The organism is Reinekea marinisedimentorum (genome assembly GCF_004341165.1).
In the GTDB taxonomy this organism is placed as follows: Bacteria; Pseudomonadota; Gammaproteobacteria; order Pseudomonadales; family Natronospirillaceae; genus Reinekea; species Reinekea marinisedimentorum.
Genome location: NZ_SLZR01000014.1, coordinates 19241 through 39199, shown reverse-complemented (window position 1 = coordinate 39199; position 19959 = coordinate 19241). Strand labels below are relative to the sequence as shown.

The window sequence follows — 19959 nt, the reverse complement described above, 5'->3', positions numbered from 1 at the left end:
GTAGCAGGGTCACCTGTTGCTGCTTTTTTGTTTGTAGCGAACAAACACTCTGTCTGATTGTTTTGTCGTAAACCTGACAATTTGGCGCGTCATAAAAAGGTAGGAGCGCCGGGATTCAATAAAAATGCGGGCTCAGGGCCCGCTATGGATTGGCTGAAAGTTTGCAAAAGTCAGTTAATCGTTGAACAAAAACGACAATTTGTATGTGCTCACAAAGGAAAAACGAATATGAGTAAAGTAGGCATTTTTTTTGGTACAGATACTGGCACCACGCGCAAAATCGCAAAGATGATGTACAAAGAGTTAGGTGAAGCGCTGGCCGATAAACCACTGAATATTAACCGTGCAGATGCAGATACTCTGGCCGGTTACGACTTCCTGATTCTGGGTACACCAACCTATGGCAGTGGTGAGCTACCAGGCATGAGCGCAGACTGCCAGGAAGAAAGCTGGGAAGAATTCCTGCCTAACTTTGAAGATATGGATTTAAGCGGTAAGAAAGTTGCTTTGTATGGTCTGGGTGATCAGGTCAACTACGCCGGTGAGTTTGTTGACGGTCTGGGTGAGCTGTGTGAAGCAGTGACCGATGCCGGTGCAGAAACCGTTGGTCAGTGGTCTACAGACGGCTACACCTTCGATGCTTCAGCAGCAGAGGAAGACGGCGAGTTCTGCGGCCTGGTGCTGGATAACGACAACCAGTCAGATATGCACGCTGCCCGTATCACAGAGTGGATTGCCAAAATCAAAGATGAAATGGGTCTTGCCTGATTCATCCGTGTGTTGAGCCTGCCGGGATGCGCAGGCTTTGGCTGTTAATCCGGGTTTAAACTGAACCACTATAGTTAGACGAATCCATGGAAGTACAAAATTCTACCAAAGACCGCTACATCTCCTTCTGCGATATCGAATGCGATAAGAATGCAGATAAGTTGATTGCTATGCTCGACGGCCATCTGGAAGCCGGCTCGGGTAGCGAGCAGTGGCGTGTCTATTTCAGTAAAAAACGCGCCGAACAAAAGCAGATGGGCCGGGATAACCTGAACCTGATCGGAAATCAGATTAACCCGCTGTATGAGTATTTTGATGAATGTGACGATGAAGCTGCTCAGGATTTGCTTTATCAGCTGGAGCAGGAGTGTTGCTGACCCGTGTCAGTGAACGGTCTGTTCCAGTTTTTTCAGTCGGTTAAGCATTTTGATGACAAAATCATGCTTACGTTTTTTACGTACCCAATTCGAGAATGACTGGATGGGAATGAAGGTGCGCTCTCCCAGGCCGTCTATCAGATAGAAATCTTCGTTGCCGTCTTCTGTTTGCTCCAGTACCAGGTTACCGGCGTTCAGATCACCCAATACCAGATCACTTTGGTCAATCTTCTCAAGTACCGTCTTCACCTTTTCAATACGGGCCGGGTTCATGCGCTTCTGCTTGATCAGCTCGTTGAGTGTCGGTGCCAGGTTGCCGTCTTTATCGCGCACTGCTGAAACCACCAGGCCAATACCCATATCGGTATCAACAAAGCCACCGATAGGTGCAATGTGCTGAACCATCGGGTCCTGTTTTCCATAGCGTGAATCGAGGTAGATGTTCAGCTCACGCAGATAACCGGTCTTGTAGATGAAGCGGTCTTCCGCGCTGGCGAACCACTGTTTGAAGCGGGACGCGCCTGCCGGTGCAGACACCGGGCGGTGTACCTTAACCAACAGCTCCGGTTTGCCGGGAAACTCATAGATGTATCGTGTTTTGCCAACCGCGATGGGTTTGTGCGGCTGCAGTTGCAGAAAAGTATGGTGCATTTTGTAATAACCGGGGCAATGAAAAAAGTTAGCGGGCAGAGTAAACAGGCGGCTAATTATAGGTGCACGGCATAAAATTGTTATTGTTTAATGACAAAAAGTTACCTGTGGCTGTGTATTTTCTGAAGCCGGCGGCCATGAAGGCCAACAGCCTCAGAAAGTAAAAGCCCGCTTATCAGCGGGCTAAGAACAAATTGGGCGGGGAGGTTTTTTTACGGCTAACGGTCGGGTTTAAGCGACTTCCTGCAGTACTTCGCGATAAGCGGCTTTAGCGCCATCACTGATATAAGGGCTCATCTTCTCAAACAGTTCGTATAAATCATGGCCCCATTGCCGGCGGAAGTTGTCGTTAGAGGACACTAACTCCAGCTCATTGGCAACGGTCAGTTCACAGAAGTTACGCAGTTGTTTGTCGGTCAGATATTGAGTCTGGCTATTAAAACGGTCGGTAAACAACACGACACGGTTTTTCAGGTTTGGATAGGTCTTGTCCCGGTCACAGGCACAATAGGTGTATACGATGGCTTCGACGTCTTTGCCGATCAGCGCCGCCAGTTCTTCTCGGCGACTGACATCGATCAGCTTCTCGTTGTAACCGAAGGTGCCGTAAGCGGCGTGGAACAGGCCAGCGTCACAAAGGGTTTCTTCAGCGCCCCATTGTTGAAGCAGTTCGTAGGTTGCAATCAGGTGGTCAATCAGCCAGCCGTTTTGGGCTTTAGCATTTTGTCCGCCCAGTTTTTTCAGGAGTGTAATTTTCTTTTCCATTGATGATAAGTTCCTCTCGCTTGCCACCCTCGTTAATTCTGAATTGATGCGATCAGTCATGAGGTTGTTCTGTGGCTTAGTTTTGTTCTTGTCAGCTCGATGAGTACCACAAAACAGCTAGTTTTGATTGGTGCTCACTCTTACTGTACCGTAAGGCGGAAATTTCTTCACCATACAATAAGCGTAGAACATTTATGAGTATTACCAATCTTTTAGGAGACAAAGAACGATTTAAATTGGCGGCCAATCAGGCGTCCATGAAAGCGGTGGTCACCATGGCCAATGGTGGCTATGAACAACTGAATTATACCGATGTCCCTATTCCATCACCGGCGGCCGGCGAAGTGCTGGTGCAGGTGTTGGCGGCTGGTGTGAACAACACTGAAATCAATACCCGTCTGGGCTGGTATTCTTCCAAGGTGACCAAAGGGACTGAAGCGCTGAGCGATAGCGATGATGAACTGACCGACGCAGCTGAAGAACTGGACGGCGGCTGGAATGAACAAACACCGTTCCCGTTTATTCAGGGCACCGATTGCTGTGGCCGTATTGTTGCTGTTGGGGAAGGTGTAGACCCGGCACGTATTGGCGAGCGTATTCTGATTCGCTCCTGTATTCGCAGTGAAAGCTGGGACTCGCTGGAAAACATCTGGATGGCGTCTGATTTCGACGGTGCCTTCGCGCAGTTTGTTCGGATCACCGCTACCGAGGCTTTTGCCATTGAAAGTGACTGGACCGATGCCGAACTGGGTACTATCCCTTGTGCTTATGGTACGGCGGAAAATATGGTTCACCGTTGCAAGGTGGGTGCTTCTGATCATGTTCTGGTGGCCGGTGCTTCCGGTGGTGTTGGCTCGGCGGTTGTGCAGCTGGTCAAACGCCGGGGCGCTAAGGTGACAGCGATTGTCGGTAAAGACAAAATGGCCGAGGTTAAAGCGCTGGGTGCCGATGAAGTCATCGAGCGCAATGCCAATCTGGTAGAGGTGCTGGGCCAGAAGAGCGTCGACGTGGTGATCGATAACGTTGCCGGTGATGCCTTTACTCAGATGTCTGAGATTATGAAGCGTGGTGGCCGTTACGCCTCGTCCGGCGCTATTGCAGGGCCTATGGTTACGCTGGATATGCGTAACTTTTACCTTAAAGATTTGACCTTTATCGGCTGTACTGCCTGGGATGAATCGGTGTTTCCAAATCTGGTGGGCTATATCGAGCGGGGCGAAATTAAGCCTCTGCTGGCAAAAACCTTTCCGCTTGAGCAGATTGTCGATGCTCAGAAGGAATTCACCGAGAAGAAGCATGTCGGAAAATTTGTTCTGTTGCCGCCGGAAATGACCCCTGAACAGCAACAGGCCATTGAGCAGCTAAAAGACTGATCATGACTGTCTCAGATCAAAACAGCCGCTCTGTCTTCGGGCGGCTGGCTACTATTAGTCACGAAGATGAATCGCTGAATGCAGAAACCTGGTTTACGGTTCAGCCTTGCCGCATCGTTAAACTGTTTGGCAAGCCGGTGGTCATTACTCAGCCAAGCTCAAGCTTCTGGGTTTACCTGCTGGGTATTTTGACAACGGCAGTCGGGGTCTATTTCCTGGCCCGTCAGGGTGAAGCGCTTTCCCGGCTTTACTGGGGGTGGTCGCTGATCCTCTGGGGTGTTGGTGCTCTCATCGCCGGTACCAGCTATCAGGCCTTTGGCTATCAGTTGAAATGCGCCGGGCGCGAAAAGGTCGCGTGGACCAGCTGGTGGGAGGTGATTTATCTGATCTTCCAGCAGTACAGCATTAATGTCATGCTGGTGGCGGTGGTTTATTCCTGCCTGCCTTCGGCCGTCAACATCGCTGTCGCTGTCGCCATTCTGGTTTCAGTGGTTTACGCGGTTGTGGTGTTGTACGGGGCCTTTAAGCCGGTAAAAGAGCTGATCACCTATGAGCTGATGGTGAAATTCTGCACCCCGTTCATCTACTTTTTTATCCTGCTGAATGGCTGGCGGTTGGTGCAATATGGCCTGCCGCTGGATGCCGCCCTATTGGGGGTTTGGTTCGGGTTAATTATCACCGATCGTCTGTACTGGTGGTATTACAACGCAGGCCTCACCGGAAAGTTGTGGGCGAAAGGCCGCTGGTTTTCCGAGAATGATGTGCTGCATGTTGCGCTGGTGGTCTGGGTTATCTACATCGCGGTCGTTTTGGTGCCGCTGGTGGAAGATGCCGCTGTTTAGCGGGTGAAGTTGATGATCCTGAACGGTGAATGCATTACCATTCACCGTTCATTTTTACCGGCATTTGTATTCTGTGAGCTGGATATTTTTCACCTTTTTAGCGGCCTTCAGCCAAAGCTGGCGCAACGCCTTCCAAAGCAGGCTATCCAAAACCCTGAACGTCACCGGAGTCACACTGGCTCGTTTCTTATGGGCAAGCCCACTGGCGTTACTCTATCTTGTTACTCTTTATCTGGTTGAACCGATCGAACTGCCGAAGGCTACCTTCCATTCTGCATTTTTCATTGTGGGCGCAGCGGTCATGCAAATTGTTGCAACGGCCTTGATGGTGGTTTTGTTCAAGCAAAAAAACTTTGCCATTGGTGCTGGCCTGGCGAAAAGCGAAGCGCCGGTTTCGGCATTTTTGGGTGTGCTGTTTTTTGGTACCAGTCTGACGCTGTTGGGTTGGCTGGGTGTGCTGATTGGTGGTGTGGCGGTGTTGATTCTGAGCACGCCGCAGGGCATCAAGAGCCTTTCCGCAAAAACGGCCTTGCTGGGTCTGGCCTGCAGTACCGCCTTTGCACTGACCTCCCTGTGGATTCGTGAAGCCAGTCTGAGCCTGCATTTGCCGTTTCCGCACAGCGCGGCCTGGGTGCTGTTTCTGGTTATCTCGCTGCAAACTTTGATGCTGGTGAGCTACCTGCTGGTGAAAGACCGAGCGACACTGATCGCCATGTTCAGAAAGCCGAAACTGGTGGTGATGACCAGTATTGCCAGCTGCATCGGGTCGTTTGGCTGGTTCAGTGCTATGTCGTTGCAGGCGGTGCCTTATGTAAAAACACTGGGGCAGGTTGAGGTGTTTTTCACCATGCTGATTTCATTTTTCTGGATTAAAGAAAAGGTGAAACGAAAGGACATAGCCGCGCTCATTTTAGTGGCCATCGCCGCTATTCTGGTTATGTGGCATTAATCGCGCCAAACGCCTGTTCTGCTGGGTTTCCTGTGCTAGCCTTACTCTGGTAGCGGTTGTGATTTTGTTTGACAGGAACGCACAGAATGGAATTTCTAAAAAAGCTATTTGGCTGGAATAAAGGCAAGCAGGGCGGTGCGTCCGCGAAAGGAAAATCGGCGGCACTGAAAACAACCCCGGTGACGACTCCCGTAACTGCAACCGACGAATTAACCCCCGACTTGCGCCTGGCGCATCGAGTTCGGTTGCAGTTTTACGATCTGGCATTTGAACAAGCCGGCAGTTCTTTGGCCACCATCAGCGATTTTGACCGCAGCTTAATGGATGAGGCTGTCGCCCAATTGCAGAAACCCGAGGATCTGGCGCGCGCGGTACCGCGCTTACCCAGCGTGATTCCGCAACTGATTAAAAGCTTGCGCGACCCGAATTCATCGGCCAAGAAATACGCTGATCTGATCAAATTAGACCCCGCGCTGGCGAGCAGTATTCTGAACATGGTGAATACGACCTATTACAATCCGACCAACAGAAAGGTGAGCAGCTTTCAGAACGCGGTCGTTATGCTCGGCCAGGATGGCTTGCGAACCTTGCTGTCGCGTGCACTGATGCAACCGATTCTCCGGCGTAATACCGCTAGCCTGGTGCATTTCAGTAACATGATCTGGGCGCACAGTGTGGATTCGGCATTGTCCTGTCAGTTGCTGTCGGAATCCTACCCGGTTGAACCCTACAAGGCCTACTTAACCGGCTTGGTGCACGATATCGGCTCAATTACGCTGCTTACTGTCTTTACCCAGCACTATCAGAAAAGTACCGGTATTGATCAGCCACCCGTGCATTGCATCATCAAATTGTTTGAAGAACACGGCAATCGGTTAAGTTGCGAAATCGCCAAATTCTGGCAGTTACCGGATGATGTGCAGCAGGCGATGGAAGAACAGAAGGAATTGAACGCTACAGCCTCGGACCTGGGCAGAATTCTGTTCACTTCTAATTTTCTCTGTGAGTTGTATGCGTTGCTCAAGCACGATTTTATTTCTGCTGAGCAGGCCGCCCGGGCGATGAAGGCCACCAATGCACCGATCAGCATTTTTAAACAGCTTGATACCCTGCATGAGCCTGTTGTTGCTCATTAAGCAGGCATTGCGCCTGCTGTATTGGTGTACTTCGGTGATTTCTCCGGCCGCTGTTGCAACCGGGCGCACAAGGCTACTGTTCGTTCAATAACAGCGTGGATAACCACTGCTTCTGTTTCTTTGCCTTGGCGACCTGATTGTGTTTTTCAATAATCTTATCCTTAGCCTGCTCAAAGTCTATGCAATGGGCTGGAAAGATCTGTTCACAATACAGGATGTGGTAGCCTGCTTCGGTTTCCAGAATAGGTGAAAGCCCGCCTTCCCCCATGGTGAACAGAAATTCATCAAGCTCCTTGTGCAGCAGGTCTTTCTCAACCAAGCCAAGCTCACCCCGGTTCATTGCTGTCGGGCATTCGGAGTGGCGTTCTGCAAACTCACCAAACGTATCCGGTGATATTTTCAACGCGATCTCCTGCATACGCCGGTAAGCGGCTTCTCGACGGTTTTCTGGAAACTCATCGTTGATGGTAATGAGGATGTGGCTGGTTTTGCGTCGCTCAGGCTGTTCAAATTTTTCCAGGTTGTTGTCGTAGTATTCCTTCGCCTGTTCTTCGCTGAATTGCGGGAAATCGAGCGATACGTAATCCAGCACTGTTTCGCTGTGCAGCTCTAAATTCAGAGCGGTGCTAATGCTGTTGCGGTCCAGTTCGTTGGCTTCCAGGGTGACTTCGAAGTCTTCACTACTGGCAAAGCGGGATTCCAGTTCCTGAATCGCATGGCTGATCTGGGCACTGGTAATAGAGACCTGAGTCGCTTCCTTGGAGGTTAATACCTTTTGATGCAGCTTCAACTGCTGGTTCACCCAGGTTTTCAGCTGTTCTTTCTGTGCTGACTCAAGCTCAGAGGCGATCTTGCCAAAACGCTCCAGGCTGGTCTTCATTTGAAGGTAGGGTTTGAGTGCAGAGTATTCGGATAAAGTCTGGGCTACTGTCATGGTTGCCATCCTGTAAGTCTTAAAGTTTTACCTGCGCTGCAGAATGTTCGCTGGTATTCTGTCGCAGGTTTAATGAGTTCCATAAAACGAGCATGAAAAGCAGTAACATCCTTGAAGGCGAACTGAATAAAGAGTTCCAAACCGTAGCTGCCATGGTTGCGATTTATTGCCGTAAGCATCATGGCGGAGATGCCCTGTGCGAACAGTGTGCTGATTTGCTTAAGTACGCCGAATCTAAACTGGATGGTTGCCCATATGGCGAAGCCAAACCCACTTGTCGCAAATGTCCGATTCATTGCTACCGCCCGGAGCCAAAAGAGCAGATGCGCCGGGTAATGCTGTATGCCGGCCCGAGAATGCTGCTTAGCCACCCAATTCTGGCGATACGTCACCTGTTGCATGAGCGTAAAGCCGTGCCGGAAAGGTTCGGCCGCAAGCTTTCCAACCGATACCGGCGTCGCGCCCGCGAGCAGGGTGGCAGCCATTAGCCAAGCCCGGCTGTTTCGTCGGCTGGCAGGGTCAATGCCCGTGCCGGCACGTCAATATCATGCTCGCCAATCTGAATGCGGTAGCAGATTTCGTCATTCTCACGATCGACCGCCAGAACAGTGACCGTATCGTTCTTGCTGGCAATGCGCTGACCTTCCAGGTTCAGTGCAACGGTCAGCACAGCTTTGTCGCCGTATTCAAAATCATTGTTGACCCAATGCTCTTTAGCACTGATCAGTTCAACCTCCCGGCAGCCGATAATCTCGTTGGTGTCGAGAAAGTGAACCTGATAGACGATCTGATCCTGCTGGTAATAACCGGCATGGCGGATAAAGCCAGTACGGCCGCGGCGGGCCAGCAGCCGGCCCTTGATGTTGCTCTGGTAGGTGCCGTCATTGCGGATGTTCTTAACAACCCGAACCTCGTCACCGTATGCAAATTTAGGAACCTGATTCGCGACTGTATTCATTAGCCACACTCCGAAGAACAGGTGGCGCACTTGCTGGCCGCAAAATCAGCTCGGACACCATGCTTCAACAGGCAGTAGGCTTTGCTCAGCGCAGCCTGATAGTCTTTCAGTTCGGGCGCTTCAAAGTCGGCTAATGCCTGGTGAAACAGCCTTAGCAACGGTACCCGCTTATTGAGGATGACAGCAGGCTCATAATCGACCTGCAGTAAATCGAAGAAGTCTTCTGCGCAATCCAGCTCTTCTAACTGTTCTGTTAAATTCATGCTAAAAACTGCTCCCGCTGGTTAATGACCGAAGCCGGTAGAAAACCGTAGAGCTCCTGATCGGTTGGCGTGCGTTTGTACTTTTCGGAAAAGCCGATGATTAAATTCTGAATGCGTTTTTCCTGCGCTTCTGAAAGTTTAAAGCCCAGCTCGCGGTAATAGTGCCGGATAGCCTTCAGGCCACTGTGCTTACCCAGAACCAGCGTATGAGTGCGGCCAAGCAGGGCCGGCTCAAAGGCCTGATAGTTCTTTTCATCTTTGCGCAGGCCATCAATGTGCAGGCCCGACTCATGTGTGAAGATGGCGTCGCCAACGGCGCATTTCTGTGGCGCCAGTGCACGCCCGGAAGCCTTGGAAACCAGCAGTGCGATGTTCTGCAGTGCTTTTAAATCCAGATTGCACTCCACGGTGTACTGGTGCTGATGCACCTTCATGGCCAGGGCGATTTCTTCCAGTGCGGCATTGCCGGCACGTTCACCCAAGCCATTTACCGTGGTATTGCAGGAGGTTGCACCGGCACGAATGGCCGCCAAAGTATTGGCCGTTGCCAGCCCAAGATCATTGTGTGCGTGCATTTCAACACCCAGGTCGGTGCTCGCGGTCAGTTCGCGGATGATATCGAAGGTCTGAAACGGATCCAGAAGCCCGAGTGTATCGGCAAAGCGAACCCGCTCAGCACCGGCTTTCTGAGCAATCTCTGCGGCACGCTTGAGTGAATCGGGGTGCGCACGCGAGGCATCTTCCATTCCCAGGCACACCTTTAAACCAAGCTCTCTGGCCAGCTTCACGCCGCGCTCGACCCGATTGAACAGCTGCTTTTCGCTGATGCGTAACTTACTGACCCGTTGCTGATCGGAAACCGGAATGGAAAGGTCGACCCAATCCAGACCGAGGCCTTTGCATAAAAAGATGTCGTTACCTGCCATACGGCACCAGGCCATGGTCTGCGCAGATTTCAGGGACTGGCAAATCTGGCGGATGGTTTCCCGTTCGCGTGAGCCCATAGCCGGAATACCGATCTCCAGTTCGGTAACTCCGGCTTGCTCAAGGGCGGTTGCGATCGCAATCTTTTCATCTCGCGTAAAGGCAACACCCGGCGTTTGTTCGCCGTCACGCAGGGTTGTGTCGTTAATGGTGATGTTCATAGCAGGCCCGGCTCTGTTAACCAAACATGGGTATGAAGTCTTTTGCTGCGTTGTTCTCTGCATCCCAGTACGGCGACATCAGGCGCAGTCGCTCGATGATGGGCGGCAGCTTTTCCAGAACATGGTCAATCATATCTTCTGTAGTAAAGCGTGACAGAGAGAAGCGGATGGCACCATGCGCAGCGGTGTAAGGGATTTCCATCGCCTTCATGACATGCGAGGGCTCCAGTGCACCGGAGGTGCAGGCAGAGCCGCTGGAAGCCGCAATGCCGTGCTGATTCAGCATCAGCAGAATGGCTTCACCTTCAACGAATTCAAAGGCAACGTTGGTGGTGTTTGGCACGCGGTTTTTGACATCGCCGGTAACAAAGCTGTTTGGAATACGGGCGCGCAGGCCCTGTTCCAGGCGGCTGCGCATCAACTCAATGCGGGCGGTATCTTCAAAAATAGATTTAGCGGCCAGCTCGCAGGCTTTGCCCATGGCAATAATGCCGGTGACATTCTCGGTGCCGGCACGACGGCCGCGCTCCTGGTGACCGCCACGGATCATGGGGCGGAACTTGCTGCCACGGCGCAGATATAAAGCACCGACACCCTTAGGCGCATGGAATTTGTGGCCGGAAATGGAAAGCATGTCGACATCGACAAATTCCACATTGATCGGCATTTTGCCCGCCACCTGTACGGCGTCGCAATGGAACGGAATACCGGCCTGTTTAGCCAGCATCGCCAGTTTTTGAATCGGGAATAGGGTGCCGGTTTCGTTGTTCGCCCACATGATGCTGATAATGGCGACATTTTTACTGAGCGCCTGTTTATAGGCATCGATATCCAGCCGACCTTGCTTGTCGACACCAATCCAGTGGATTTTGTAGCCCTTGCGCTCCAGCGTACGGCACAGTTCCAGCGTGGCAGGGTGTTCAACCACAGAGGTGATGATCTCTTTTTTCTCCGGGTAGCTTTCCACCGTCGATAAAATTGCCGTTGCCGTGGCTTCGGTTGCGCACGAGGTAAAGATAATTTCGCTGCTGTGTTCAGCACCGATGAAGGTTTGTACCTGTTCGCGCGCTTTAGCTAAGGCTTTTCCAACGGGTTGGCCAAAGCTGTGAATAGAGGACGGGTTACCATAGTGCTCGGTCAGAAAGGGCATCATGGTTTCAACAACGGCCGGATCAATCTGTGTGGTGGCGTTGTTATCCAGGTAACATTTTAATTCGCTCATGCTGCACCTCCCATCGCGCTGCTGCCGGCCACCGGGTAAACGGTGATGTTTTCACCCAGGGCGTCGGCAATTCTTTCTTCAACCATGGCAATTGTGGCACCTGCCAGACCACAGCCGTTGCAGGCTCCGGTCAGTGATACGAAGACCATATCGTCTTCAACATCGTTGAGTTGAATATCGCCACCGTCGGCCTGAATGCCCGGGCGAACTTCATCAAGCACGGCTTCAATCTTCTTAATGCGCTGAACCGTAGTGAGTTTGGTGCTGGCCGCCGCCGGTGCTGGTGTTGCCGTTTCCGGCTTGGTTTCAGGCACCGGTAATTTTGCCGGAATGCCGCCGAGGGTTTTGCCTTCGGCTTTCAGGATGTCTTCCAGCGCCCATTCAATTTTTTCGTGGCAGGCACCGCAGGCGCCACCGGCTTTGGTGTAGCGGATAACATCACCCAGCGATGTTAAGTTGTTCTGCAGTACAACGCGTTTGATCAGCTCGCTGTCGATCGCGTAGCAGCGGCAAATCAGTTCGCCTTCGTCATGATCTTCGGCGACTTCTTCGCCGCGATAGTTGGCGATGGCCGCGTGCAGTGCTTCCATGCCCATCACCGAGCAGTGCATCTTTTCCGGTGGTAAACCATCAAGGTAATCAGCGATCTGCTGGTTGGTTAAGTTTTGAGCTTCGGAAATCGTTTTGCCGATAATCATTTCAGTTAATGCAGATGAGGAGGCGATTGCGCTGCCGCAGCCAAAGGTCTGGAAACCGGCTTCTTCAATGATTTCAGTTTCTTCATTTACTTTCAGAGTCAGGCGCAATGCGTCGCCACAGGAAAGCGAACCGACATCTCCGGTTGCGTTGGCATCTTCAACGGCCTTTGCATTGCGTGGTGCAAAAAAATGATCTTTGACTTTTTCTGAGTAGTTCCACATAGAGGTTCTCCAGACCGTTTGCTATTAACTTGCAAAAATTAGGTGCGAAAACCAGTTGCCATAGTTAAAGGTTGAACAACACCCTCGGAGGGAACCGGGATTTGTGAGATACGCTGCTCACAACTGGTTTCGCTGAATCAAATATTGCAATTCCGGTGCCGCTGCATGGAAGAAACAGTAAGTGCCGATGTTTTCAGGGCTTGCGCAGAGTTTGTCGGCCGCGGTGGGGTAAATACGACAATGATTTCTTAGCCAATATGTAGGTTTTGTAACAATGCTTTGTAATTTCAGTGGCAGGGCTTGTTACTTAAACCAATCGATGTTTGGCTATTTACTAATTAAGACGTTCTGTTGCGTAACTGCTAATATTAGAATGTCGCGTTGGTTAATTTTGCCTGAAGTACGCAAAGTGAGAGAAACATGAATAGATACGATTTAATAATTCTGGGGTTGCTCGAAAATAAACCACAGCATGGCTACGACATAAAAACTTTTGTTGAGGCAACGGAGATGAACCGCTGGGCCAACATCAGCGTGAGTTCGTTGTATAACCGTTTAGGCTGGCTGGAAAAGCACGGCTACATTTATGGCACCGAACAGCAGGTTGGCAATCGGCCGGTTCGCAACGAATTCGAAATGACGGATGCGGGGCGGGAATTACTGCAACAGGAAGTCAGAGACTTTATCAGCGGTTTCAATGACGACCCGCGCACACTGGGCTTGGCGTTTTTGCATGTATTGCCGAATGACATGGCGCAGGCGTTTGTGCGGCAACATATTGAAGATCTGCAGCAGGAAGTTAAAAACCAGAAGAGTATTATCCGCAAAAAGAAGGCGGAAAACCCTTTGCTGAACAGCCTTTCGCCGATACTCAGCAATATGTCGCTGGAGCATATTCGGGTAGAGCTTAAGTACATGAAGGCCGTTCTGGAGATTCTTGAGAACCCTGAAACTGCAGATCAGCTCAACAGCATATTCGATATAAACGGTTAGCGCCGGTCGTCCTTCGGTGAATCCATGACAACCAGTGTGGAGATTGCCGACACTGACGGTATATTGCCGAGCACTTCGCTGTGAAATTGTTTGTAGCCGGCCATGTCGTTCGTTTCAATTCTCAGCAGGTATTCAAAAGTTCCGGTGACGTTGTGGCATTCAACAACCTCTGCCGCCAGCGTTATCGCCTCTTCAAACTGAGTCTGAGCCACCTTCGTGTGAGGGCTGATACCTATCTCCGCATAGGCGATAAAGCCCTTACCCAGCTTCTGTGAATTAATCACCGCCCGATAGCCGCTGATAACGCCCTGGTTTTCCAGTTCCTGCACCCTTCTCAGGCAGGCAGAGGGGGAAAGCCCAACCTTTTCCGCCAGTACCGTATTGGTGATTTTTCCGTCCTTTTTCAGAACCTGCAATATATGTTCGTTGATTCGGTCTATTTTCATTGTTTATTGCAAAATAAATGTTTTAAGAACAATAAACGCAATCCTGATGCCAGTGAAGTCTTTTATTCTTTTGACCATAAAATCTATGGCAAAGGAGCACAACATGACCACCGAAATTCTCATTGCATTGGCGCTCTATGCGTTTGTTTCCTCGATTACACCCGGCCCGAATAACATCATGCTGATGACCTCGGGCGCCAATTTTGGCGTGCGCAGTTCATTGCCGCATCTGCTCGGGGTAGGCCTGGGCTTTGCGTTCATGATGCTGCTGGTGGGCGTCGGTGTGATGAGCCTGCTGCAGAGCATCCCGGCCGGTCTGCAGGTTTTGCAGGCGGGCTGTGTGCTTTACCTGCTTTATCTGGCCTTTAAGATTGCCCGCAGCAGCAATGCCCTGGAAGCGCAAAAGGCAAAGCAACCGATGAGCTTTGTGCAGGCGGCGCTGTTCCAATGGGTTAATCCGAAAAGCTGGAGCATGGCTCTGACGGCGATCAGTCTGTATGCACCGGGCCAAAACCTGCACACAATAGTTTTGGTGGCGTTGATATTTTGTATGGTGAACGTACCCTCTTGCGGTGTATGGGTGCTGATGGGGCAATCCCTTACCGGCTGGCTGGCAAAGCCGGGCAGATTACGACTGTTTAACCTGGGCATGGCGTCACTGTTAGTGGTCAGTCTGTACCCGATGATGCTTGCTTGAGTTCGATCTATCCTGATCAGTTCTGACGATTGTAAAGATATATTTGGATTATCGTAATATTGTATGAGCAATGTAAAATACCGCGTCCTTGCCGGAATGACACCTTAGGTGCACCGGCAAAACCGGTACCCGGGTTTGTAAGCGGTACCAGGCATAAAAATAAAAACAATTAGTTTGGAGTTGCTCATGAAATTACCATCCGCCATGCACAGGCGTGTTGCCTGCTGCTCGTTATTTTTGTTGTTACATGTTCCTGGAAACGCCACCACTCTAAACCTGATGCATTATTGGTCGTCTATCTCAGAGACCAGTGCTTATTCGGTGATGCGAGTGAATGTGCTGGAGTCCGGTCACGATATTTCCGGCACCTTTCTGACCGGTGCCGGCGGTGAATCCACCCGTGAAAAGCTCACCGATGCGGCACTGCACGGAGAGGCACCGGATGCTGCTTTTGTGAAAGGGGCGGGCATTGCCCGATGGGCCCGGCTGGGCTTTTTGAAGGATTTATCCGCTTACCAGAACTACCGGAATGAGCTGAATCAGTTTTACCCCATTGTCCGTCAACAGATGGAGGTGAACGGTAAGCCCTACGCCATTCCTGTCAGCCTGCACCGCACAAACCTGGTTTTTTCCAACGAAAAACTGCTGCAACGGCACGGCATTACTCAGCCACAAAACTGGGATGAGTTAATCAGTGCCATGAGAACGTTAAAGCAAAGAGGCATTCGCCCTTTAGCGGTTGGCGACGAGCCCTGGCAGCTGGCGACTATCTATGAGTCTATTTTGCTGTCGGTTGGTGGTGCCGATCTTTACCGCCAGGCCTTTGTAGACAACAACATCAGAGCCTTTAAAGACCCGGCTTTTGTTGTTGCCTATGACCGCCTTCAGCAATTGCTTTCGTTGGCCAGCATTAATGTCAGCAACAGTCGCTGGTATAAGCCTGCCGAGCAGTTCTACAACGATCAGGTGGGCTTCCTGATGGGGGGTGACTGGATCAGCGGTGAGCTATCCATTGTTGGCTACAAGCCGGGTAAAAACTATCAGTGCTTTGCTATGCCGGGGACCGAGAACGCGTTTGTTTACAGTGTCGACAGCGTTGCGGTGTTCAACCAGCCGGAGGCCACTACCCAGAACCTGCAGGAGCAGTTCATCGGTTTGCTGGTGAGTGAGCAGGTTCAGCGTGAAATGAACCAGGTGAAGGGTTCTATTCCGCCGAGAATGGACGTCAGCCTGGAACACTACAGCCAGTGCTCTGTGCAGGCTGCAAATGTGTTCAAGTCAGCAGAGCGCAACAACCTGGTGTTACCCAGCCTGGCCAACGGCATGTCAGCTTCGCCGTTTGTTACTGAGGCTTACCTGCAGGTCATCGCCGATATTTTTTCAGAAGAACGTAAATTATCCGGCGACGAATTCCAGAAGCACCTGTTGAAATCCCTGAAAAAGGCTCAGTACACCATTATTTAGTGGACTGGTTTTGATCAGGAATAAAATAAAAAGAATAAAAGAGATTCATTATGAGATTTATTGATCACCTATTGCTGTTTTTCTTTACTGCCGCATCCGTCCTATTACCTGTACAGGCCGCGACCGATGCCGATTACCGCATTGTCAGTACACCGCTGGAGCTGGATATCCATATGCACTTCAGTAACAAATACGCCTGGGATGAAAACTGGCCCGTGGCCAGAGAGTACCAGCGCCTCACCGGCATTAAGCTGAAAGGGGTTGCGGAAAAGGTCGGCACCAACAGCGCTGATTTGCTGGAAGAGCTGCTGACCCATGAAACCTTGCCCGACATTATCGGTGGCGCCGGCGTAGCCAGTCGGTTCATGGAATTGGGCCGGCAGGGGCGTTTGGTTGCGCTGAACAAATTAATTGAAGATCACGCACCCAACCTGCAGGCCTTTTTCGACGCTCATCCGGTCATAAAAAATGCCATTACCGCATCAGACGGAAACCTCTATTACATTCCCTATGTGCCTGATGGTCAGGCCGGCAAAGGCTATTTTATCCGCCAGGATTGGCTCGATAAGCTGGGCCTGGCACAGCCTCAAACTGTAGAGCAACTGCATGAGGTGCTGATCGCCTTTCGGGATAGAGACCCGAATGGCAACGGTATTAAAGATGAGGTGCCGATGTTTTTCCGGCACTGGGAAGAGGTGCTGCGTCTGCTGGTGCTGTGGGACGGCCGTTCAACCGGCAGCGATACCGCCCACCAGTTTTATATTGAAGATGACGTCGTTCACTACGGCTATGCAGAGCCAGAGTATCGCAACGGTATTCGCCAGATTGCCCAGTGGTATAAAGAAAGGCTGATCGATCGCGAGCTGTTTACCCGTGGTAATAAATCCCGTGAGATTTTACTCGGCAACGATCGTGGTGGCGTTATTCACGACTGGTTTTCGTCTACCTCGGCATTTAATGTCTCGCTGGCCGATAACATTCCGGGCTTTAACTTGGTACCCATCGCACCACCGGAAAGCATCTCCGGGAAACGCATTGAAGAGCATGGTCGCTCACCGGTTAAGCCGGATGGCTGGGCCATTACTGTCGACAACAAGCACCCCATTGAAACGATTAAGTACATGGATTTTATTTTCTCTGAGAAGGGCCGCAATATTTCCAATTTCGGTGTAGAAGGCCAAACCTGGAACAAGGTTGCCGGGCAGGCTGTCTTTACCGAAAAGGTATTAAATTCTAAGAGCGCGGTGAACTCACAAATGTGGGATGTTGGCGCGCAAATACCGATAGGCTTTTATCAGGACTACAGCTACGAGCGTCAGTGGACCAATGATATCGCGATGAAAGGCGTGCAGATGTACATCGACGGTGGCTATATTCTCGATCAGTTCCCGGGCTTTGTCCTGAACGAATCGGAACAGCAAACTTATGACCGATACTGGCCGGATATTCTTTCTTATATGCTGGACATGCAGCAGGATTGGATTATGGGTTTGAGTGACGTCGATAAAGACTGGAAAATCTATATGGAAACTCTGGAGCAAATGGGGTTTTATAAAGTCCAGAAGGCACTGCAAGCCAGTTATAACCGCCAGTACAAATAGGCTGGCATAGTTTTAAGAAAAGGTACTTATGAAATATTTTGTTTATAACCGACATTTCGGTTGGTCACACGGCACACCGGCAAATCCTCAGGTCATCAGCGAAGAAGATGGTAAGGAATTGATGAAGCGTGCCGGCATTTCAAAGAATGATGTGTTGCTTGCATTTCCGCCTGCGCAGTTTGCGGAGGAAGGCGACGAACTTTTCGAGAAATTTGGTGGCAACCGTTACCTGATGTTGGGTGATCTTGAGCGCTGTGCCGGCAAGGAAGACGCAAAGATCAGCAAACCGTTGGAGGTAAACTGGGACTAGCTAAAGTCGTGAAGGAAAAAGCCGGCAAAAGCCGGCTTAGGTTGTCGATAAACCACGCCGCCGAAAAGGTATCGCTTAAATGGACCGCTGCAAGTATCGTCCTGATACGCTCGACGAAAACATCCATGTTTTCGACGTCCATTTAAGCGATACCTTTTCACCGGCTCGAAAGCTGCGGCAACTTTGTCATCAGTCTGGGCTTTAGTGGTTCACAGGTTTCCTGCTTTAATTAAGCGCTGCCTCTCGCTGCCAGAGAGCTTGGTAAGGGCTCTTCTTCCTGGCTGGTGCTTTCCTGACGCTTTTTAATGTCTTTCCAGAGTTCGGCGTTTTTAATTCCGAGTGCATCCGGATCGAAAATAGGGCTTTTCTTGCCGGATTTCTTTTGTGCTTCATAGTCTTTTAAACACTTCAGTGCCGGTTTCTGCAGAATAATGATAGCGACAATATTCAGCCAGGCCATCAGGCCAACGCCAACATCACCCATCGCCCATGCAAAGCCGGCGCTTTTCACGGTACCAAAGCCGACCGCACCCAGGAATGCGATTTTCAATGCAAGGCTCAACCACGGGCGATGCACTTTGCGGTTGATGTAAGCAATATTTGAATCCGCCATGTAGTAGTAAGCCATCATGGTGGTGAACGAGAAGAAGATCAGTGCCAGCGCAACGAAGCTGGAGCCAAAACCGGGCAGTACAGATTCGACCGCATGCTGTGTAAACGCGGGGCCTTCTGCAATACCGGGCAGGTTATTGACCAGCATAGTACCGTCGGCACCCTGTACGTTGTAGCTGCCGGTTGCCAGCAGCATGAACGCAGTGGCGGAGCAAACGAAAAGGGTATCGATATAAACTGAAAAGGCCTGCACATAACCCTGCTTGGCCGGGTGCGATACCTCTGCCGCTGCCGCAGCGTGAGGGCCGGTACCCTGACCGGCTTCATTGGAGTAAATGCCGCGCTTAACACCCCATTGGATCGCCATGCCCACCATTGCACCAAAGCCTGCATTGAAGCCCAGCGCACTCTTGACGATGAGAGCGATCATAGCCGGGATTTCGCTGGCATTCATGGCAACAATGGCCACCGCGATAATGATGTAGGCCATGGCCATAAACGGGACGACAACCTGAGCAAAAGCCGCAATGCGTTTTACGCCACCGAAGATAATGAACGCCAGGCCAACAATAATGATGGTGGCCGTGATCATTGGCGTAACGCCCCAGGCGGTTTCAACACCGGCCGCAATGGAGTTCGCCTGAACACCTGGCAGGAAAAGACCGGTGGCAACAATGGTCGCCACGGCGAATATCCACGCATACCATTTTTGACCCATGGCCTTTTCAATAAAGTAGGCCGGGCCACCGCGATACAGGCCGTTGTCGTCCACTTCTTTGTAGATCTGGCCCAGAGTTGATTCAATATAGGCGGTTGATGCGCCCAGGAAGGCAACGACCCACATCCAGAACACCGCACCCGGCCCACCGATGGCAATGGCTGTCGCAACACCGGCAATGTTACCGGTACCTACGCGGCCGGAAAGCGACATCGCCAGCGCCTGAAAAGAAGTAACCCCCTCGGGTGATTTCTCACCTTTGAACATCAGGTTCAGCATTTCCTTGAACCCACGAACCTGCATAAAGCGGGTGCGGATAGAAAAATACAAACCCGCGCCCAGGCAAAGATAGATCAGTGCCGGACTCCAAATGATTCCATTCAAATAATTAATCGTTGCTGCCAATTTTGATTCTCCGTAAGCATTGCTTTTTTGTTGTTATATTTTGTGTGAATAGACCTGTCAGGCGGCACAGAATCGCCATGTCACAGCGGTTCGGCGCGCCTTTTAATGATGGTCGTGCGCAAAGCAGCAAACATACCAAATGATCAGCAATTTTTCCTGAAGGCCGAACTGCGTTAAACCGGCCGCGAAAACCGGATAAATGTGGCATAAAAACTACGAATACGGATGTTAGCTGTCTTGGTACCGGTCGATATATCGCCGGTGATGGGAAAGGAATGCACTAATATGGCCTGGATAATTCAAAGAGTGCACTGCCAAAGAGCAATAATCAGGGTTTTCTATCTGTCATCCTGAAGATTCACGATAAAAATCACTGCCGGTATTTGTGTGATTTTTAGTGCCAATAGTGC

At 50.9% G+C, this 19959-nt stretch carries 22 protein-coding genes; 12 read left to right on the top strand and 10 right to left on the bottom strand.

The genetic code is table 11. From position 1 onward, the window contains the following. Positions 1-228 precede the first annotated feature (228 nt). Positions 229-768: a flavodoxin gene (locus tag BCF53_RS14565; RefSeq protein WP_132702648.1), complete on the top strand. Its 540-nt coding sequence runs from the start codon at positions 229-231 to the stop codon at positions 766-768. Positions 769-854: 86 nt separating this feature from the next. Next, the gene (cowN, locus tag BCF53_RS14560; protein ID WP_132702646.1) at positions 855-1145 is read left to right on the top strand and encodes a N(2)-fixation sustaining protein CowN; all 291 of its coding nucleotides are present in this window, start codon (positions 855-857) and stop codon (positions 1143-1145) included. A gap of 6 nt (positions 1146-1151) precedes the next feature. Here the strand turns inward: cowN and BCF53_RS14555 are convergent, their stop codons facing one another. Both BCF53_RS14555 and BCF53_RS14550 read right to left on the bottom strand, forming a co-directional pair. Next, complete coding sequence (locus BCF53_RS14555; protein WP_132702644.1) at positions 1152-1796, bottom strand: YrbL family protein; 645 nt, start codon at positions 1794-1796, stop codon at positions 1152-1154. Between the two features lie 231 nt (positions 1797-2027). Further along, positions 2028-2561 (bottom strand): DUF6817 domain-containing protein, encoded by a 534-nt coding sequence (locus BCF53_RS14550; RefSeq protein ID WP_132702642.1) that lies wholly within the window; start codon positions 2559-2561, stop codon positions 2028-2030. A 194-nt stretch (positions 2562-2755) separates the two neighbouring features. On the opposite strand from BCF53_RS14550, the gene BCF53_RS14545 reads away from it, so the two are divergent. From BCF53_RS14545 to BCF53_RS14530, 4 genes are all read left to right on the top strand, one after another. Next, positions 2756-3934: an alcohol dehydrogenase family protein gene (locus BCF53_RS14545; protein ID WP_132702640.1), complete on the top strand. Its 1179-nt coding sequence runs from the start codon at positions 2756-2758 to the stop codon at positions 3932-3934. Between the two features lie 2 nt (positions 3935-3936). Next, positions 3937-4776 carry a hypothetical protein gene (locus BCF53_RS14540; protein WP_132702638.1) on the top strand — a complete coding sequence of 280 codons (840 nt, stop codon included), beginning with the start codon at positions 3937-3939 and terminating at the stop codon, positions 4774-4776. 73 nt (positions 4777-4849) lie between these two features. Further along, the gene (locus tag BCF53_RS14535; protein ID WP_132702636.1) at positions 4850-5725 is read left to right on the top strand and encodes a multidrug transporter; all 876 of its coding nucleotides are present in this window, start codon (positions 4850-4852) and stop codon (positions 5723-5725) included. 86 nt (positions 5726-5811) lie between these two features. Then, complete coding sequence (locus BCF53_RS14530; RefSeq protein ID WP_132702634.1) at positions 5812-6861, top strand: HDOD domain-containing protein; 1050 nt, start codon at positions 5812-5814, stop codon at positions 6859-6861. A 73-nt stretch (positions 6862-6934) separates the two neighbouring features. Here BCF53_RS14530 and nifM read toward each other — a convergent pair whose 3' ends face one another. After that, on the bottom strand, positions 6935-7795 hold the full coding sequence (nifM, locus tag BCF53_RS14525) for a nitrogen fixation protein NifM (protein ID WP_165901929.1): 861 nt from the start codon (positions 7793-7795) through the stop codon (positions 6935-6937). Positions 7796-7887: 92 nt separating this feature from the next. Between nifM and BCF53_RS14520 the strand changes: the two genes are divergently transcribed. Beyond that, positions 7888-8283 (top strand): nitrous oxide-stimulated promoter family protein, encoded by a 396-nt coding sequence (locus BCF53_RS14520; RefSeq protein WP_132702630.1) that lies wholly within the window; start codon positions 7888-7890, stop codon positions 8281-8283. Here BCF53_RS14520 and BCF53_RS14515 read toward each other — a convergent pair. Genes BCF53_RS14515 through nifU form a run of 5 tightly spaced genes read right to left on the bottom strand, consistent with a single transcriptional unit; the run spans position 8280 to position 12303 of the window. Continuing rightward, on the bottom strand, positions 8280-8753 hold the full coding sequence (locus BCF53_RS14515) for a nitrogen fixation protein NifZ (RefSeq protein WP_132702628.1): 474 nt from the start codon (positions 8751-8753) through the stop codon (positions 8280-8282). The two genes, BCF53_RS14520 and BCF53_RS14515, sit on opposite strands and share 4 nt — an antisense overlap. Next, complete coding sequence (locus tag BCF53_RS14510; protein ID WP_132702626.1) at positions 8753-9016, bottom strand: nitrogenase-stabilizing/protective protein NifW; 264 nt, start codon at positions 9014-9016, stop codon at positions 8753-8755. The genes BCF53_RS14515 and BCF53_RS14510 overlap by 1 nt, the downstream gene beginning before the upstream one ends. Further along, the gene (nifV, locus tag BCF53_RS14505; RefSeq protein WP_132702624.1) at positions 9013-10161 is read right to left on the bottom strand and encodes a homocitrate synthase; all 1149 of its coding nucleotides are present in this window, start codon (positions 10159-10161) and stop codon (positions 9013-9015) included. Before nifV ends, BCF53_RS14510 begins: the two co-directional genes overlap by 4 nt. A 16-nt stretch (positions 10162-10177) precedes the next feature. After that, positions 10178-11383 (bottom strand): cysteine desulfurase NifS, encoded by a 1206-nt coding sequence (nifS, locus tag BCF53_RS14500; RefSeq protein WP_132702623.1) that lies wholly within the window; start codon positions 11381-11383, stop codon positions 10178-10180. Continuing rightward, positions 11380-12303, bottom strand: a complete 924-nt coding sequence (gene nifU / locus BCF53_RS14495) for a Fe-S cluster assembly protein NifU (protein WP_132702621.1) — start codon at positions 12301-12303, stop codon at positions 11380-11382. Before nifU ends, nifS begins: the two co-directional genes overlap by 4 nt. A gap of 420 nt (positions 12304-12723) precedes the next feature. Here nifU and BCF53_RS14490 point away from each other — a divergent pair, with 420 nt between their 5' ends. Continuing rightward, positions 12724-13296, top strand: a complete 573-nt coding sequence (locus tag BCF53_RS14490; protein WP_132702619.1) for a PadR family transcriptional regulator — start codon at positions 12724-12726, stop codon at positions 13294-13296. Here BCF53_RS14490 and BCF53_RS14485 read toward each other — a convergent pair. Further along, complete coding sequence (locus BCF53_RS14485) at positions 13293-13742, bottom strand: Lrp/AsnC family transcriptional regulator (protein ID WP_132702617.1); 450 nt, start codon at positions 13740-13742, stop codon at positions 13293-13295. The two genes, BCF53_RS14490 and BCF53_RS14485, sit on opposite strands and share 4 nt — an antisense overlap. A 103-nt stretch (positions 13743-13845) precedes the next feature. Here BCF53_RS14485 and BCF53_RS14480 point away from each other — a divergent pair, with 103 nt between their 5' ends. The 4 genes from BCF53_RS14480 to BCF53_RS14465 all read left to right on the top strand — a co-directional run bounded on the left by BCF53_RS14480 (position 13846) and on the right by BCF53_RS14465 (position 17814). Continuing rightward, positions 13846-14439 carry a LysE family translocator gene (locus tag BCF53_RS14480; protein ID WP_132702615.1) on the top strand — a complete coding sequence of 198 codons (594 nt, stop codon included), beginning with the start codon at positions 13846-13848 and terminating at the stop codon, positions 14437-14439. A 186-nt stretch (positions 14440-14625) separates the two neighbouring features. After that, positions 14626-15903 (top strand): ABC transporter substrate-binding protein, encoded by a 1278-nt coding sequence (locus BCF53_RS14475; RefSeq protein ID WP_132702613.1) that lies wholly within the window; start codon positions 14626-14628, stop codon positions 15901-15903. 50 nt (positions 15904-15953) lie between these two features. After that, a complete protein-coding gene (locus BCF53_RS14470; protein WP_132702611.1) occupies positions 15954-17504 on the top strand; it encodes a type 2 periplasmic-binding domain-containing protein in 1551 nt (516 codons plus the stop codon). Between the two features lie 28 nt (positions 17505-17532). Continuing rightward, positions 17533-17814, top strand: a complete 282-nt coding sequence (locus BCF53_RS14465; protein ID WP_132702609.1) for a hypothetical protein — start codon at positions 17533-17535, stop codon at positions 17812-17814. Between the two features lie 229 nt (positions 17815-18043). Here the strand turns inward: BCF53_RS14465 and BCF53_RS14455 are convergent, their stop codons facing one another. Next, positions 18044-19549, bottom strand: coding sequence for an alanine/glycine:cation symporter family protein (locus BCF53_RS14455; RefSeq protein ID WP_132702607.1), 1506 nt, complete (start codon positions 19547-19549; stop codon positions 18044-18046). Between the last annotated feature and the right edge of the window lie 410 nt (positions 19550-19959).